This is a genomic window from Hydrogenophaga crocea, from assembly GCF_011388215.1.
Classification (GTDB): domain Bacteria; phylum Pseudomonadota; class Gammaproteobacteria; order Burkholderiales; family Burkholderiaceae_C; genus Hydrogenophaga; species Hydrogenophaga crocea.
Genome location: NZ_CP049989.1, coordinates 3,038,557 through 3,051,467 on the forward strand (window position 1 = coordinate 3,038,557; position 12,911 = coordinate 3,051,467).

A 12,911-nucleotide genomic window follows, 5' to 3' on the forward strand; every position below is an offset into this window, starting at 1 on the left:
CGAACCGATTATTTCTTCAAGGACTGAGCCGCCTTGCGCGGGCCCTTGCGGGTGCGTGCGTTGGTCTTGGTGCGCTGACCACGCATCGGCAGACCACGGCGGTGACGGAAGCCACGGTAGCAGCCGATGTCCATCAGGCGCTTGATGTTCATCGTGGTTTCACGGCGCAGGTCACCTTCGATGGTGAAGGTGTTCACCTGGTCGCGCACCTTCTCGAGCTCGGCGTCGCTCAGGTCCTTGATCTTCTTGCTGTATGCGATGCCGCAAGCGTCGCAGATCTGGCGAGCGCGGGTGCGGCCGATACCGAAAATGGCGGTCAGACCGATCTCAGCGTGCTTGTGCGGCGGAATGTTGATGCCTGCAATACGGGCCATGTGAGTCCTCTTACGAAACGATCAGCCTTGACGCTGCTTGTGGCGGGGATCGGTGCAGATCACGCGCACGATGCCGGCGCGCTTGATGATCTTGCAGTTGCGGCACATCTTCTTGACAGAAGCCGAAACTCTCATTTTCTTCTCCTAGAAATCCAGTAAACGTTCAGGTCGTGCGCTTCACTTGGCGCGGAACACGATGCGGGCGCGGGTCAGGTCGTAGGGCGTGAGCTCCACCTTGACCTTGTCACCAGGCAGGATGCGGATGTAGTGCATGCGCATCTTGCCGGAGATGTGACCGAGAACGACATGACCGTTCTCCAGCTTGACCCGGAAAGTTGCATTGGGCAGGTTTTCGACCACCTCCCCTTGCATCTCGATCACATCGTCCTTGGCCATGGTTCAGTTGCCGAGGGAGGTTTTGAAATTGGCCTTCTTCAGCAGCGACTCGTATTGCTGCGACATCATGTAGTTCTGCACCTGGGTCATGAAGTCCATGGTCACGACCACGATGATCAGGAGCGAGGTGCCGCCGAAATAGAACGGCACGTTGTACTCGAGGATCAGGAACTCCGGCAGCAGGCACACCGCGGTGATGTAGATCGCACCGGCCAGGGTCAGGCGCAGCAGGATCTTGTCGATGTGGCGCGCCGTCTGGTCGCCCGGGCGAATGCCCGGAATGAACGCACCACTCTTCTTCAGGTTGTCGGCGGTTTCCCGGCTGTTGAACACCAGGGCCGTGTAGAAGAAGCAGAAGAAGATGATCGCCGCTGCGTACAAGGCCACGTAGATCGGTTGCCCCGGCGACAGCGCCGACGCCAGGTCGCGCAGCCAACGGGTGGAATCGCCCGTGCTCACCCAGCTCACCACCGTGGTGGGCAGCAGGATGATCGACGAAGCGAAGATCGGCGGGATCACGCCGGCCATGTTCAGCTTGAGCGGCAGGTGCGACGACTGACCGCCGTACACCTTGTTGCCCACCTGACGGCGCGCATAGTTCACGAGGATCTTGCGCTGACCGCGCTCCACGAACACCACGAAGTAGGTCACCAGCACCACGAGGGCGATGATGAACAGGGCCACGAGGATGTTCATGGCGCCGGTGCGAACCAGCTCGAGCAGACCGCCAATGGCATTGGGCAGACCGGCCACGATGCCCGCGAAGATCAGCAGCGAAATGCCGTTGCCCAGACCACGCTCGGTGATCTGCTCGCCGAGCCACATCAGGAACATGGTTCCGGCCACCAGGCTGACGACCGCGGTGAGGCGAAAGCCCATGCCGGGATCGATCACCAGGTTGGCCTGCCCCTCGAGCGCGAGCGCAATGCCCGTGGCCTGGAAGATCGCCAGCGCCAGCGTGCCGTAGCGCGTGTACTGCGTGATCTTGCGACGACCCGCCTCGCCTTCCTTCTTCAGCTGCTCGAACGTGGGAACCACGTAGGTCATGAGCTGCATGATGATGGATGCCGAGATGTACGGCATGATGCCCAACGCGAACACGGTGAAGCGCGACAGCGCCCCGCCCGAGAACATGTTGAACAGGCTCAGGATGCCACCCTGCTGCCCCTGGAACAGCTGCTGGAGCTGCTCGGGGTTGATGCCCGGCACCGGGATGTGCGCGCCAATGCGGTACACCACCAGTGCCAGCAGCAGGAAGACCAGCCGGCGACGCAGGTCGCCGTACTTGCCGGTCTTGGCCAGGGACGTGGAAGCGGTTGCCACGGAGTCCTTTCGAACGGGCGTGATCAGGCGGCGGCGGCCACCTGGCCGCCAGCGGCTTCGATCGCGGCTTTGGCGCCGGCGGTGGGCACCACGTCCTTGAGGGTCACCGCACGGGTGATCTCACCGGACTTGATGACCTTCACGCGCTTGGCCAGCTGGTGCACGAGGCCTTGCTGCTTGAGCAGCAGCACGTCGATTTCCTTGGCTTCCAGACCATTGAGGTCCGACAGCGTGACTTCGGCGTTGAACTGCAGCAGCGCGGACTTGAAGCCACGCTTGGGCAGGCGACGCTGCAGCGGCATCTGGCCGCCTTCGAAGCCCACCTTGTGGTAGCCACCTGCGCGCGACTTCTGGCCCTTGTGACCACGGCCGGCGGTTTTGCCCAGGCCGGAGCCGATGCCACGGCCCACGCGGCGCTTGGCGTGCTTGGCGCCATCGGCCGGTTTGATGTTGTTGAGTTCCATGTCGTCGGTCTCCGATCAGAGCACTTGGACCAGGTAGCTGATCTTGTTGATCATGCCGCGCACGGCCGGCGTGTCCTGCAGCGTGCTGGTGCTGTTGAGCTTGCGCAGGCCCAGGCCGCGCACGGTGGCACGGTGGTCCTCTTTGCAGCCGATGGGGCTGCGCACGAGCTTGACCGTGACGGTGTTCGTGTTGCTCATGGTGATTCCTCTCAGCCCAGGATTTCCTCGACCGTCTTGCCGCGCTTGGCAGCAACTTCAGCCGGGGTGGTGGACTTTTCGAGCGCGTCCAGGGTGGCGCGCACCAGGTTGTAGGGGTTGCTCGAGCCGTGGCTCTTGGCCACGACGTCGGTCACGCCCAGCACTTCGAAGACGGCGCGCATCGGGCCGCCCGCGATGATGCCGGTACCCTTGACAGCCGGCAGCATCATGACGTTCGAGGCGCCATGCTCGCCGTGCACCGCGTGGTGCAGGCTGCCGTCCTTGAGGGACACCTTGATCATGTTGCGGCGGGCCTGCTCCATGGCCTTTTGCACGGCCACGGGCACTTCACGTGCCTTGCCTTTGCCCATGCCCACGCGGCCGTCGCCATCGCCGACCACGGTCAGCGCGGCGAAACCGAGGATGCGACCACCCTTGACCACCTTGGTCACGCGGTTGATCGCGATCATCTTCTCGCGAAGACCGTCCTCGTTCGCTTCGTTCTTGATGTTTGCCTGAAACTTAGCCATGTCGTGTATCCCGTTTCATCAGAACTGCAGACCGGCCTCGCGGGCGGCATCTGCAAGGGCCTTGACGCGGCCGTGGTAGGCGAAACCGGCGCGATCGAACGCGACTTTCTCGATACCGGCGGCCTTGGCCTTCTCGGCAATGCGCTTGCCGATCAGGGACGCAGCGGCGGTGTTGCCACCTTTGCCCGCGGCGCCGAGCTGGGCGCGCACTTCCTTCTCGGCGGTCGAGGCGGAGGCGAGCACCTTTGCGCCGTCGGCGGAGATCACGCTGGCGTAGATGTGCAGGTTCGTGCGGTTGACCGTCAGACGCACCGCGCCCTGCTGGGCAATGCGGATGCGGGTCTGGCGGGCGCGACGCAGGCGTTGTTCTTTCTTGGTCAGAGACATGATCGGACTCCTTATTTCTTCTTGGTTTCCTTGATCACGACCTTCTCATCCGCATAGCGGATGCCCTTGCCCTTGTAGGGCTCGGGCGGACGCACGGCGCGCACTTCGGCGGCCACCTGGCCGACACGCTGGCGGTCGGCACCCTTGATCAGGATTTCGGTCGGGGCAGGCGTTTCCACCTTGATGCCGGCCGGCATGTCCATGATCACGGGGTGCGAGAAACCCACCGTGAGGTTGAGCTTGGCGCCCTGGGCCTGGGCCTTGAAACCCACGCCGACGAGGCTGAGCTTCTTCTCAAAGCCCTTGCTCACGCCCGTGACCATGTTGTTCACCAGCTGGCGCATGGTGCCGGACATGGCGTTGGCGTCGCGCGATTCGTCCACCGGGGCGAAGGTGATCTTGCCCGCGTTGACATCGATCTTGACGAGGCTGTTCAGCGCCAGGCTGAGCGCACCGTTGGCGCCCTTGACGTTGACCAAACCGTCCTTGACGGTCACCTCGACCCCGCTGGGGACGGTGACCGGCAGTTTTCCAATACGTGACATTCAAATTCTCCTTGAAGCCCGCATCAGGCGACGTAGCACAGCACTTCGCCGCCAACACCGTTGGCGCGGGCTTTGCGGTCGGTCATCACGCCGCGCGGGGTGGTCACGATCGCCACACCCAGGCCGTTCTGCACCTGAGGGATGGCGTTGCGACCGCGGTAAACGCGCAGGCCGGGGCGGCTGACGCGCTCGATGCGCTCGATCACAGGACGACCAGCGTAGTACTTCAGGGCGATTTCGAGTTCGCTCTTGCCGCCTTCGTTGACGACCTTGAAACCGTCGATGTAGCCCTCGTCCTTCAGGACCTGGGCGATCGCCGTCTTCACTTTCGACGCCGGCATCGACACGGTGGCCTTCTCGACCATCTGCGCGTTGCGGATGCGGGTCAACATGTCGGCGATGGGATCACTCATGCTCATGTGGGGATCTCCTGAGGCTTACCAGCTGGCTTTGGTGATGCCGGGGATTTCACCGGCGAACGCCATCTCGCGCACCTTGGCGCGAGCCAGACCGAAGTGGTTGAAGGTGCCACGCGGACGACCGGTGATCTCGCAGCGGTTGCGCTGGCGGGTCGGGTTCGCGTTGCGCGGCAGCTTCTGCAGCGCCAGGCGCGCGGCATCACGCTCTTCGTCGCTCTTCTGGGCGTCGCCGGCGATGGACTTCAGTTCGTTGTATTTCTTGGCGAACTTGGCGGCGAGCTTCTCGCGTTTCAGTTCACGTTGGAGCAGTGCTTGTTTGGCCATGCGCCACCTCAGTTCTTGAAGGGGAAACGGAAACCCGCCAGCAGTGCCTTGCACTCCTCGTCGGTCTTGGCGGTCGTCGTGATGCTGATGTTCAGACCACGCAGGGCATCGACCTTGTCGTACTCGATCTCGGGGAAGATGATCTGTTCCTTGACGCCGACGTTGTAGTTGCCACGGCCATCGAACGAGCGACCCGAAATGCCGCGGAAGTCGCGCACGCGGGGCAGGGCCACGGTGACGAAGCGGTCGAGGAATTCGTACATGCGGGCGCCACGCAGCGTGACCATGCAGCCGATGGCCTGCTGTTCACGGATCTTGAAGCCGGCGATGGCCTTGCGGGCCTTGGTCACGACGGGCTTCTGGCCGGCGATCTTGGTGAGGTCGCCAACGGCGTTGTCCATGACCTTCTTGTCGGCCACGGCTTCGCTCACGCCCATGTTCAGCGTGATCTTGGTGATGCGGGGCACCTCCATCACGGACTTGTAGCCGAACTTCTTGGTCAGCTCGGGGACCACCTTCTCGGCGTAGTGTTGCTTGAATCGTGCCATGGTCATGCCACCTTGATTTCTTCGCCGCTGGACTTGTACACGCGCACGCGCTTGCCATCGGCCAGGACCTTGATGCCCACGCGATCGGCCTTGCCGCTGGTGGCATTGAAGATCGCCACGTTGGACTGGTCGATGGGCATGGTCTTCTCGACGATGCCGCCGGTCACACCCTTCATGGGGTTCGGCTTGGCGTGCTTCTTGACGGTGTTGACGCCCTCGACCACGACGTGCTGCTCGTCGGCGCGGGAGAGCACCTTGCCGCGCTTGCCCTTGTCGCGGCCGGCGATCACGATGACTTCGTCACCGGTACGGATCTTGTTCATGGATGCTTCCTCAGAGGACCTCGGGGGCCAGCGACACGATCTTCATGAACTTCTCGGTACGCAGTTCGCGCGTGACCGGGCCGAAGATACGGGTGCCAATGGGTTCGAGCTTGGCGTTGAGCAACACCGCGGCGTTGCCGTCGAATTTGATCAGCGCGCCATCCTGGCGGCGGATGCCCTTGGCGGTGCGCACCACCACAGCGTTGTAGACCTCGCCCTTTTTGACGCGGCCGCGCGGCGCTGCTTCCTTGATGCTGACCTTGATGACGTCGCCCACGCTGGCGTAGCGACGCTTGGAGCCACCGAGCACCTTGATGCACATCACGGACTTGGCACCCGTGTTGTCAGCAACATCGAGTCGAGATTGCGTTTGAATCATTTGATTTAAGTCCCAACTTGAATCCTGAAGGCCACCGCGGCCGACAGCGATCAGTCTTGGGCCCGTCGTCCGGTGACATCCACTGCATGCGGCTGCTGCCGCGGCGGATGCCCCCTTTCGGTGGGCAGAAGGCTTGCGCCAGACACTTCACCCCAAAGGGCGAAGCCGCGCATTATGGCATGCCGGCCAAATGACGTCAAACGCCCGGGGCTGCGTAGCGTTGCGCGAGTGCCAGGAAATCGTCGAGCCGCGGTTCGGCCACGCCCTCCTCGCGCATCACCTGAGCCACCTCGGGCGCCATGCGGGCCGCTTCTGCGGCGTCGAGGAACAAGGCGCGCCAACGGCGCGCCAGCACATCTTCAACAGTAAGCGCGTACTCATGTCGCGCAGCAAAGCGCACCATGGCCACGCAGAGCCCCATGCCCAGGTGGCGGTCGGCGCCGGGCAAGGCGCGCACGCGCTCGGCCTCGGCCCCATACAAATGCCAGCCCGGCGCCGCATGGATGGGCACCGATGCGGAGGGCGGCGCGCCCACCAGGCGGTGGCGCGCGCTCTGCCCCCCGGGCCGAGCCGGCAGCCGCCCGGCCTCGAAGCAGCGGTCCAGCACGTCTTCGGCCATGGCGCGATAGGTGGTCCATTTGCCCCCGGTGACCGTGACCAGGCCATTGGGGTCGACGAGCACGGTGTGCTCGCGCGACAGGCCCTTGGTCGCGCCGCCGCCGTCGCTGGGCGGCGCCACGAGCGGGCGCAGGCCGACCCACACGCTGCGGATGTCCTCGCGGCGGACCGGCCGGCTGAGCACGCGCGAGGCCTCGTCGAGGATGAAGGCCAGTTCGTCGGCAAAGGGCTCGGGCTCGCGCGCCAGATCCTGCCGCGGCGTGTCGGTGGTGCCGAGGATGAGCTTGCCCAGCCAGGGCACCGCGAACAGCACGCGGCCGTCCTGCGTCTTGGGCACCAGCAGTGCGTGCTCGCCGCCCAGGAACGCGCGGTCGACCACCACGTGCACGCCCTGGCTCGGGCTCACCATGTGCGAGGGCGTGCCGGCGGCCTCGCGCAGCGCATCGACCCACACCCCGGTGGCATTGACCACGCAGCGCGCGCGCACGGTGTGCTCGGCACCGTGCAGGCGGTCGCGCACGGTCACGCAATGGCCCTCGCCGTCGGGCGCGATCGCGGTCACCTGGGCGTGGTTGAGCACACGCGCCCCGGCCGCCTCGGCGCTGCGCGCCAGCGCGATCGCCAGCCGGGCGTCGTCGAACTGGCCGTCCCAGTAGCGCACGCCGCCACGCAGGCCGTCGGGGTTCACGCCCGGCAGGGCCGCGAGCGTGCGGGCGCGGTCGAGGAATTCGGTGGCGCCCAGGCCGGCGCGGCCCGCGAGCAGGTCGTAGAGCTTGAGGCCGATGCCGTAGAACGGGGTTTCCCACCAGTGCCGGCTCGGCATCACGAACGGCAGGGGTTGCGCCAGGTGCGGCGCGATCGCCATCACGGCGGTGCGCTCGGCCAGCGCCTCGCGCACCAGGGCCACATTGCCCTGGGCCAGGTAGCGCACACCGCCGTGCAGCAGCTTGGTGGCGCGCGACGAGGTGCCGCCCGCGAAATCGTGCGACTCGAACAGCGCCACCGAGAAGCCCCGCAGCGCCGCGTCGAGCGCCACGCCCAGGCCGGTCGCGCCGCCGCCCACCACCAGCAGATCGAACACAGGGGTGCGATCGACGGCCGCCCAGACCGGCCCGCGCCAGGCGCTCATGCCGTCCACCCGGGCGCGCACGCGGCGCCCGACCCGATCGTGCCCTTGTGCAGGGCCCACACCGATGCGTCGTTGTCTGCAGGCATTCTGCGAAGATACCGCAGGCCCGCGACACCTCGTGGGCGCGCTTTCCCTCACCCCATGACCCCTTCCCTCATCACCTTCATCGGCGGCGGCAACATGGCCAGCGCCATCGTCGGCGGCCTGCTGCGCCAGGGCCATGTGGCCGAACGCATCCAGATCGTCGAACCCTGGGACGAGCAACGCGGCCGCCTCGCGCAGCAGTTTCCCGGCGTGGCGGTGTTCGCCGCGGCCGATGGCGGTCTGCAGCCGTCGGACCTGGTGGTCTGGGCCGTGAAGCCGCAGACCTTCAAGGACGCCGCGCTCGCCGCCGGCCCGCACCTGGGCGGCGCGCTGCACCTGAGCGTGGCCGCGGGCATCACCAGCGAGAGCATGGCCGGCTGGCTGGGCACGCAGCGCATCGTGCGCGCCATGCCCAACACGCCCGCGCTCGTGGGCCTGGGCATGACCGGCCTGTTCGCGCGCGAAGGCGCATCCGCCGCCGACCGTGCGCTGGTGGAATCGGTGGTGAAGACCACGGGCGAGCTCGTGTGGGTGGTCAGCGAGCGCGACCTCGACGCCGTCACCGCGCTCTCGGGCTCGGGCCCGGCCTACGTGTTCTATTTCCTCGAGGCCATGCGCGACGCGGGTGCGCGCATGGGCCTGCCAGCCGACACCGCGCTGCAGCTCGCGATCGGCACCTTCCTGGGCGCGTCCACGCTGGCGCAGCGTTCGAACGAGCCGCCGCAGGTGCTGCGCGAGCGCGTCACGTCCAAGGGCGGCACCACGTACGCGGCGCTCACCGCCATGGACGCGGCGGGCATCAAGGCCTCGTTCGAGGCGGCCCTGAGAGCCGCGCAGCAGCGCGCCGAGGAACTGGGGCGCGAGTTCGGCCGCTGATCAGGCCAGCGCCAGCACCACGCCGGCGAACAGCGTGAAGCCCAGCCAGTGGTTGGCACGGAACGCCGCGAAACAGCCTTCGCGCGTGCGGTGGCGGATCAGCGTGAAGTGCCACGCCACCTGGGCCAGCGCCGCGAGCAGCGCCGCGGCCCAGAGCGCGTGGTCCACACGGTCCCACAGCGCCCAGGTCCACACCGCGAGGTGCACCAGGTAGAAGGCCGTCACCGCGGCCACGTCGGCGCGGCCCAGCGTGATCGCCGAGGTCTTCATGCCGATCTTCAGGTCGTCGTCGCGGTCGACCATGGCGTATTCGGTGTCGTAGGCCAGCACCCAGAAGGCGTTGCCCAGCAACAGCACCCAGGCCAGCGGCGGCACCGCGCCCTGCACCGCCGAAAAGGCCATGGGAATGCCGAAGCTGAAGGCCACGCCCAGCACCGCCTGCGGCATGGACACAACGCGCTTGGCAAAGGGGTAGGCCAGCGTGATGGCCAGCGCCGCGAACGACCAGGCGATGGTGGCCGCATTGGTGGTGAGCACCAGGCCGAAGGCCGCGAGCGCGAGCACCGCGCCCACGGCGAGCGCCTCTTTCGTGGACACGCGGCCCGAGGTGACGGGGCGCTGTGCGGTGCGCTTGACGTGGCGGTCGAAGTCGCGGTCGGCCACGTCGTTGACGCAGCAGCCCGCGCTGCGCATGAGGATGGTGCCGAACGTGAACACCGCGAGCAGGTGCCAGCCCGGGAAGCCGCCCGCGGCCACCCACAGCGCCGACAGCGTGGGCCACAGCAGCAGCAGCCAGCCCGCTGGGCGGTTCCAGCGGATCAGGTCGAGCCAGAGCGACAGGCGCGACGGCGTGTGGGGCGCGGGCGCGATGGCGTTCACGAGAGCCTCTTCACGCCCGGCAGCTCGCAGGCGTAGATCGAATTGCGCAGCTCGGCGATCGCCTCGTAGCGCGGGAAGCTGCGCCGCCAGGCCAGCACCACGCGGCGCGTGGGCGCGTCGCCGTCGAACGGCAGGTAGCGCACGTAGGGCGAATCGCCGAAGTCGACGCCGGGTTTCATGGCCGCGTCGAGCGCCGAACGCGGCACCGACAAGCGCGGCACCAGCGTCACGCCCATGCCCGCGGCCACCATGTGCTTGATGGTCTCGAGCGACGAACCTTCGAAACTCTTGCGGATGCCTTCGGTGTCGTTGGAGTAGCGCGCGAACTCGGGGCAGACCTCGAGCACGTGGTCGCGGAAGCAATGGCCCGTGCCCAGCAGCAGCATGGTCTCGCGCTTGAGCTCCTCGGCCGTGATGCGGCCCTTGGCCACCAGCGGGTGCGTGTGCGGCACCGCGGCCATGAAGGGCTCGTCGTAGAGCGGCGCGAGCGCGAGGTTGGTGTCGGGAAACGGCTCGGCGAGGATGGCGCAGTCGATCTCGCCCAGGCGCAGCTGCTCGAGCAGCTTGGTGGTGAAGTTCTCCTGCAGCACCAGCGGCATCTGCGGCGTGCGGTCGATCACCTGGCGCACCAGCTCGGGCAGCAGGTAGGGGCCGATGGTGTAGATCACACCGAGCTTGAGCGGGCCGGCCAGCGGGTCTTTGCCGCGCTTGGCGATTTCCTTGATGGCCGCGGCCTGTTCGAGCACGGTCTGGGCCTGGCGCACGATCTCCTCGCCCAGCGGCGTCACGGCGATTTCGGCCGCGTTGCGTTCGAAGATCTTGAGTTCGAGCTCTTCCTCGAGCTTCTTGATCGCCACCGACAGCGTGGGCTGCGACACGAAGCAGGCCTCGGCGGCCTTGCCGAAGTGCCGCTCGCGCGCCACGGCGACGATGTACTTGAGTTCGGTGAGCGTCATAGGGCGCGTATTGTGCGTTCTCGGGTGCGGCCACACCAGCCGCCAGGGCTTGCCCCCGCTCAGGCCTTGAGGTACTCGGCCTTGCTGCCGAGCCAGCGCGCGATGTGCTGCTCGGCCAGGGCGGGGTGGCGCTCCAGCATCAGCGGCGCGGCCTCGCGCGCCCAGGCCAGCAGGTGGGTGTCGGTGGCGAGATCGGCAAACCGCAGCAGCGGCGCGCCCGACTGGCGCGCACCCAGGAACTCGCCCGGGCCGCGGATCTCCAGGTCGCGGCGCGCGATCTCGAAGCCGTCGTGCGTCTCGGCCATGGCGCGCAGGCGCTCGCGCGCGGTCTCGCCGAGCCGCCCGCCCTCGGGCGCGCTGTAGAGCAGCACGCAGGCCGATGCCGCGGCCCCGCGCCCCACGCGGCCGCGCAGCTGGTGCAGCTGGCTCAGGCCGAAGCGCTCGGCGTGCTCGATCACCATCAGCGAGGCGTTGGGCACGTCCACCCCCACTTCGATCACCGTGGTCGACACCAGCACGCCCATCTGCCCGCCCACGAAGAGCGACATCACGGCCTTCTTCTCGGGCGGCGGCATGCGCGAATGCAGCAGGCCCACCAGCACCCCGGGCAGGGCCTGCGAGAGTTCGGCGTGCGTGGCGGTGGCGTTCGACAGGTCGAGCGCCTCGCTCTCTTCGATCAGCGGGCACACCCAGTACACCTGCCGGCCCTGGTCGAGCTGGCTGCGGATGCGCTCGACCACCTCGGCGCGTCGCTGGTCGCTCACGACCTTGGTCACGATGGGCGTGCGCCCCGGCGGCAGTTCGTCGATGGTCGACACATCGAGGTCGGCGTAGTAGCTCATGGCCAGGGTGCGCGGGATGGGCGTGGCCGTCATCATCAGCAGGTGCGGCTCCAGCGTGCCGCCGGTCTTGCCGCGCAGCGCCAGGCGTTGCGCCACGCCGAAGCGGTGCTGCTCGTCGATCAGCGCGAGCGCCAGGCGCTGGAACACCACCTGGTCCTGAATGACCGCGTGCGTGCCCACCACCAGCGCAGCCTCGCCGCTGGCGATCAGGTCGAGCATGGCCTGGCGCTGTTTCTTCTTCTGCCCGCCCGTGAGCCAGGCCACGCGCTTGCCCAGGGGTTCGAGCAGCGGCTCGAGCCAGCCCACGAGTTTGCGGAAGTGCTGCGCGGCCAGGATCTCGGTGGGCGCCATGAGCGCGCATTGCCAGCCGGCGTCGATCGCGATGGTGGCGGCCAGCGCGGCCACCACGGTCTTGCCCGAGCCCACGTCGCCCTGCAGCAGCCGGTGCATGGGCACGCGGCGCGCGAGGTCGAGCGCGATCTCTTCGCCCACGCGGCGCTGCGCCGCCGTGAGCGCGAACGGCAGCGTGGCAAGCAACTGCTCGTGCAGGCCGCCGCGGCGCAGGGGCAGCTGGGGCGCGTTCAGCGCGTCGCGTTCGCGCTTGGCCAGGGCCTGCGAGAGCTGCTGCGCGAGCAGTTCTTCGGCCTTCAGGCGCTGCCAGGCCGGGTGGCTGCGGTCCTCGAGCGCGGCCAGCGAGGCCTCGGGCCCGGGGTGGTGCAGCACCTGCAGCGCCTCGCGCAGGGTGGGGCTCACGCGCGCCGTGCGCTGCAGGCCCGCCAGCAGCGGCGGCGGCAGGGTCTCGTGCAGATCGGCGCGTTTGAGCGCGCCCACCACGGCCTTGCGCAGGTAGGCCTGCGGCAATTGCGCGCTCGTGGGGTACACGGGCGTGAGCGCCGTGGGCAGTTCGCCGCCCGCCAGCTTGAACGCGGGGTGCAGCAGCGTGTAGCCCGCGAAGCCGCCGCGGATCTCGCCGCGCGCGCGCACCACCGCGCCCACGGCGAGCGTCTTCTGGTGCGAGGGGTAGAAGCTGAAAAAGCGCAGCGTGCAGGTGTCGGTGCCGTCGTCGAGCGTGACCAGCAGCTGGCGGCGGCCCCGGTATTGCACCTCGCTGTGCGTCACCGTGCCCTCGATCTGCACCAGCTCGCCGTTGCGCACGTCGCGCAGCTGCACGATGCGGGTTTCGTCCTCGTAGCGCAGCGGCAGGTGCAGCGCCAGGTCGATGTCGCGCTTGAGGCCGAGCTTGTGCAAGGCCTTCTGCGGCGCCGACAAGGGCTTGGAGGCGGAGGACGTGGCGGGGGCGGCGGGTTCGGCCATGGG

The 12,911-nt window shown here is 67.5% G+C and carries 19 protein-coding genes; 1 reads left to right on the top strand and 18 read right to left on the bottom strand.

Annotated elements, in window-relative coordinates:
• Positions 1 to 8 precede the first annotated feature (8 nt).
• The 15 genes from rpsM to G9Q37_RS14325 all read right to left on the bottom strand — a co-directional run bounded on the left by rpsM (position 9) and on the right by G9Q37_RS14325 (position 7,957).
• Positions 9 to 374 carry a 30S ribosomal protein S13 gene (rpsM, locus tag G9Q37_RS14255; protein WP_166228101.1) on the bottom strand — a complete coding sequence of 122 codons (366 nt, stop codon included), beginning with the start codon at positions 372 to 374 and terminating at the stop codon, positions 9 to 11.
• Between the two features lie 21 nt (positions 375 to 395).
• The gene (gene rpmJ / locus G9Q37_RS14260; protein ID WP_166228103.1) at positions 396 to 509 is read right to left on the bottom strand and encodes a 50S ribosomal protein L36; all 114 of its coding nucleotides are present in this window, start codon (positions 507 to 509) and stop codon (positions 396 to 398) included.
• 42 nt (positions 510 to 551) lie between these two features.
• Positions 552 to 770 (bottom strand): translation initiation factor IF-1, encoded by a 219-nt coding sequence (gene infA, locus G9Q37_RS14265; RefSeq protein ID WP_009514918.1) that lies wholly within the window; start codon positions 768 to 770, stop codon positions 552 to 554.
• Between the two features lie 3 nt (positions 771 to 773).
• Positions 774 to 2,093 (bottom strand): preprotein translocase subunit SecY, encoded by a 1,320-nt coding sequence (secY, locus tag G9Q37_RS14270; RefSeq protein WP_166228105.1) that lies wholly within the window; start codon positions 2,091 to 2,093, stop codon positions 774 to 776.
• 23 nt (positions 2,094 to 2,116) lie between these two features.
• Positions 2,117 to 2,557, bottom strand: a complete 441-nt coding sequence (rplO, locus tag G9Q37_RS14275) for a 50S ribosomal protein L15 (RefSeq protein WP_166228107.1) — start codon at positions 2,555 to 2,557, stop codon at positions 2,117 to 2,119.
• A gap of 15 nt (positions 2,558 to 2,572) precedes the next feature.
• Complete coding sequence (rpmD, locus tag G9Q37_RS14280; protein WP_166228108.1) at positions 2,573 to 2,755, bottom strand: 50S ribosomal protein L30; 183 nt, start codon at positions 2,753 to 2,755, stop codon at positions 2,573 to 2,575.
• An 11-nt stretch (positions 2,756 to 2,766) separates the two neighbouring features.
• Positions 2,767 to 3,285, bottom strand: a complete 519-nt coding sequence (gene rpsE / locus G9Q37_RS14285; RefSeq protein WP_070399521.1) for a 30S ribosomal protein S5 — start codon at positions 3,283 to 3,285, stop codon at positions 2,767 to 2,769.
• 18 nt (positions 3,286 to 3,303) lie between these two features.
• Entirely contained in the window at positions 3,304 to 3,672 is a 369-nt protein-coding gene (rplR, locus tag G9Q37_RS14290) for a 50S ribosomal protein L18 (RefSeq protein WP_166228110.1), read from the bottom strand.
• 11 nt (positions 3,673 to 3,683) lie between these two features.
• The gene (rplF, locus tag G9Q37_RS14295) at positions 3,684 to 4,217 is read right to left on the bottom strand and encodes a 50S ribosomal protein L6 (RefSeq protein ID WP_166228112.1); all 534 of its coding nucleotides are present in this window, start codon (positions 4,215 to 4,217) and stop codon (positions 3,684 to 3,686) included.
• Between the two features lie 23 nt (positions 4,218 to 4,240).
• Complete coding sequence (gene rpsH, locus G9Q37_RS14300; protein ID WP_166228114.1) at positions 4,241 to 4,636, bottom strand: 30S ribosomal protein S8; 396 nt, start codon at positions 4,634 to 4,636, stop codon at positions 4,241 to 4,243.
• 18 nt (positions 4,637 to 4,654) lie between these two features.
• Positions 4,655 to 4,960, bottom strand: coding sequence for a 30S ribosomal protein S14 (rpsN, locus tag G9Q37_RS14305; RefSeq protein ID WP_166228116.1), 306 nt, complete (start codon positions 4,958 to 4,960; stop codon positions 4,655 to 4,657).
• Between the two features lie 8 nt (positions 4,961 to 4,968).
• Positions 4,969 to 5,514, bottom strand: coding sequence for a 50S ribosomal protein L5 (gene rplE / locus G9Q37_RS14310; RefSeq protein ID WP_420810290.1), 546 nt, complete (start codon positions 5,512 to 5,514; stop codon positions 4,969 to 4,971).
• A complete protein-coding gene (rplX, locus tag G9Q37_RS14315) occupies positions 5,511 to 5,831 on the bottom strand; it encodes a 50S ribosomal protein L24 (RefSeq protein ID WP_166228121.1) in 321 nt (106 codons plus the stop codon). The genes rplE and rplX overlap by 4 nt, the downstream gene beginning before the upstream one ends.
• Positions 5,832 to 5,841: 10 nt before the next feature.
• Positions 5,842 to 6,210, bottom strand: coding sequence for a 50S ribosomal protein L14 (gene rplN / locus G9Q37_RS14320; protein WP_009514936.1), 369 nt, complete (start codon positions 6,208 to 6,210; stop codon positions 5,842 to 5,844).
• A 196-nt stretch (positions 6,211 to 6,406) separates the two neighbouring features.
• Positions 6,407 to 7,957: a glycerol-3-phosphate dehydrogenase/oxidase gene (locus G9Q37_RS14325; RefSeq protein WP_166228123.1), complete on the bottom strand. Its 1,551-nt coding sequence runs from the start codon at positions 7,955 to 7,957 to the stop codon at positions 6,407 to 6,409.
• 141 nt (positions 7,958 to 8,098) lie between these two features.
• Here G9Q37_RS14325 and proC point away from each other — a divergent pair, with 141 nt between their 5' ends.
• The gene (proC, locus tag G9Q37_RS14330) at positions 8,099 to 8,917 is read left to right on the top strand and encodes a pyrroline-5-carboxylate reductase (protein ID WP_166228125.1); all 819 of its coding nucleotides are present in this window, start codon (positions 8,099 to 8,101) and stop codon (positions 8,915 to 8,917) included.
• Here the strand turns inward: proC and ubiA are convergent, their stop codons facing one another.
• From ubiA to recG, 3 genes are read right to left on the bottom strand one after another with little or no spacing between them, the layout of a single operon-like run.
• Positions 8,918 to 9,796, bottom strand: coding sequence for a 4-hydroxybenzoate octaprenyltransferase (ubiA, locus tag G9Q37_RS14335; protein WP_166228127.1), 879 nt, complete (start codon positions 9,794 to 9,796; stop codon positions 8,918 to 8,920).
• Positions 9,793 to 10,752, bottom strand: coding sequence for a hydrogen peroxide-inducible genes activator (locus G9Q37_RS14340; protein WP_166228129.1), 960 nt, complete (start codon positions 10,750 to 10,752; stop codon positions 9,793 to 9,795). Before G9Q37_RS14340 ends, ubiA begins: the two co-directional genes overlap by 4 nt.
• Positions 10,753 to 10,811: 59 nt before the next feature.
• Complete coding sequence (gene recG, locus G9Q37_RS14345; protein ID WP_166228131.1) at positions 10,812 to 12,908, bottom strand: ATP-dependent DNA helicase RecG; 2,097 nt, start codon at positions 12,906 to 12,908, stop codon at positions 10,812 to 10,814.
• Between the last annotated feature and the right edge of the window lie 3 nt (positions 12,909 to 12,911).

What these genes read in the sequence shown, in the direction of transcription:
- rpsM (WP_166228101.1), bottom strand. Translation starts at nt 374, where the DNA reads ATGGCCCGTATTGCAGGCATCAACATTCCGCCGCACAAGCACGCTGAG.
- rpmJ (WP_166228103.1), bottom strand. Translation starts at nt 509, where the DNA reads ATGAGAGTTTCGGCTTCTGTCAAGAAGATGTGCCGCAACTGCAAGATC.
- infA (WP_009514918.1), bottom strand. Translation starts at nt 770, where the DNA reads ATGGCCAAGGACGATGTGATCGAGATGCAAGGGGAGGTGGTCGAAAAC.
- rplO (WP_166228107.1), bottom strand. Translation starts at nt 2,557, where the DNA reads ATGGAACTCAACAACATCAAACCGGCCGATGGCGCCAAGCACGCCAAG.
- rpmD (WP_166228108.1), bottom strand. Translation starts at nt 2,755, where the DNA reads ATGAGCAACACGAACACCGTCACGGTCAAGCTCGTGCGCAGCCCCATC.
- rpsE (WP_070399521.1), bottom strand. Translation starts at nt 3,285, where the DNA reads ATGGCTAAGTTTCAGGCAAACATCAAGAACGAAGCGAACGAGGACGGT.
- rplR (WP_166228110.1), bottom strand. Translation starts at nt 3,672, where the DNA reads ATGTCTCTGACCAAGAAAGAACAACGCCTGCGTCGCGCCCGCCAGACC.
- rplF (WP_166228112.1), bottom strand. Translation starts at nt 4,217, where the DNA reads ATGTCACGTATTGGAAAACTGCCGGTCACCGTCCCCAGCGGGGTCGAG.
- rpsH (WP_166228114.1), bottom strand. Translation starts at nt 4,636, where the DNA reads ATGAGCATGAGTGATCCCATCGCCGACATGTTGACCCGCATCCGCAAC.
- rpsN (WP_166228116.1), bottom strand. Translation starts at nt 4,960, where the DNA reads ATGGCCAAACAAGCACTGCTCCAACGTGAACTGAAACGCGAGAAGCTC.
- rplE (WP_420810290.1), bottom strand. Translation starts at nt 5,514, where the DNA reads ATGACCATGGCACGATTCAAGCAACACTACGCCGAGAAGGTGGTCCCC.
- rplX (WP_166228121.1), bottom strand. Translation starts at nt 5,831, where the DNA reads ATGAACAAGATCCGTACCGGTGACGAAGTCATCGTGATCGCCGGCCGC.
- rplN (WP_009514936.1), bottom strand. Translation starts at nt 6,210, where the DNA reads ATGATTCAAACGCAATCTCGACTCGATGTTGCTGACAACACGGGTGCC.
- G9Q37_RS14325 (WP_166228123.1), bottom strand. Translation starts at nt 7,957, where the DNA reads ATGAGCGCCTGGCGCGGGCCGGTCTGGGCGGCCGTCGATCGCACCCCT.
- proC (WP_166228125.1), top strand. Translation starts at nt 8,099, where the DNA reads ATGACCCCTTCCCTCATCACCTTCATCGGCGGCGGCAACATGGCCAGC.
- G9Q37_RS14340 (WP_166228129.1), bottom strand. Translation starts at nt 10,752, where the DNA reads ATGACGCTCACCGAACTCAAGTACATCGTCGCCGTGGCGCGCGAGCGG.
- recG (WP_166228131.1), bottom strand. Translation starts at nt 12,908, where the DNA reads ATGGCCGAACCCGCCGCCCCCGCCACGTCCTCCGCCTCCAAGCCCTTG.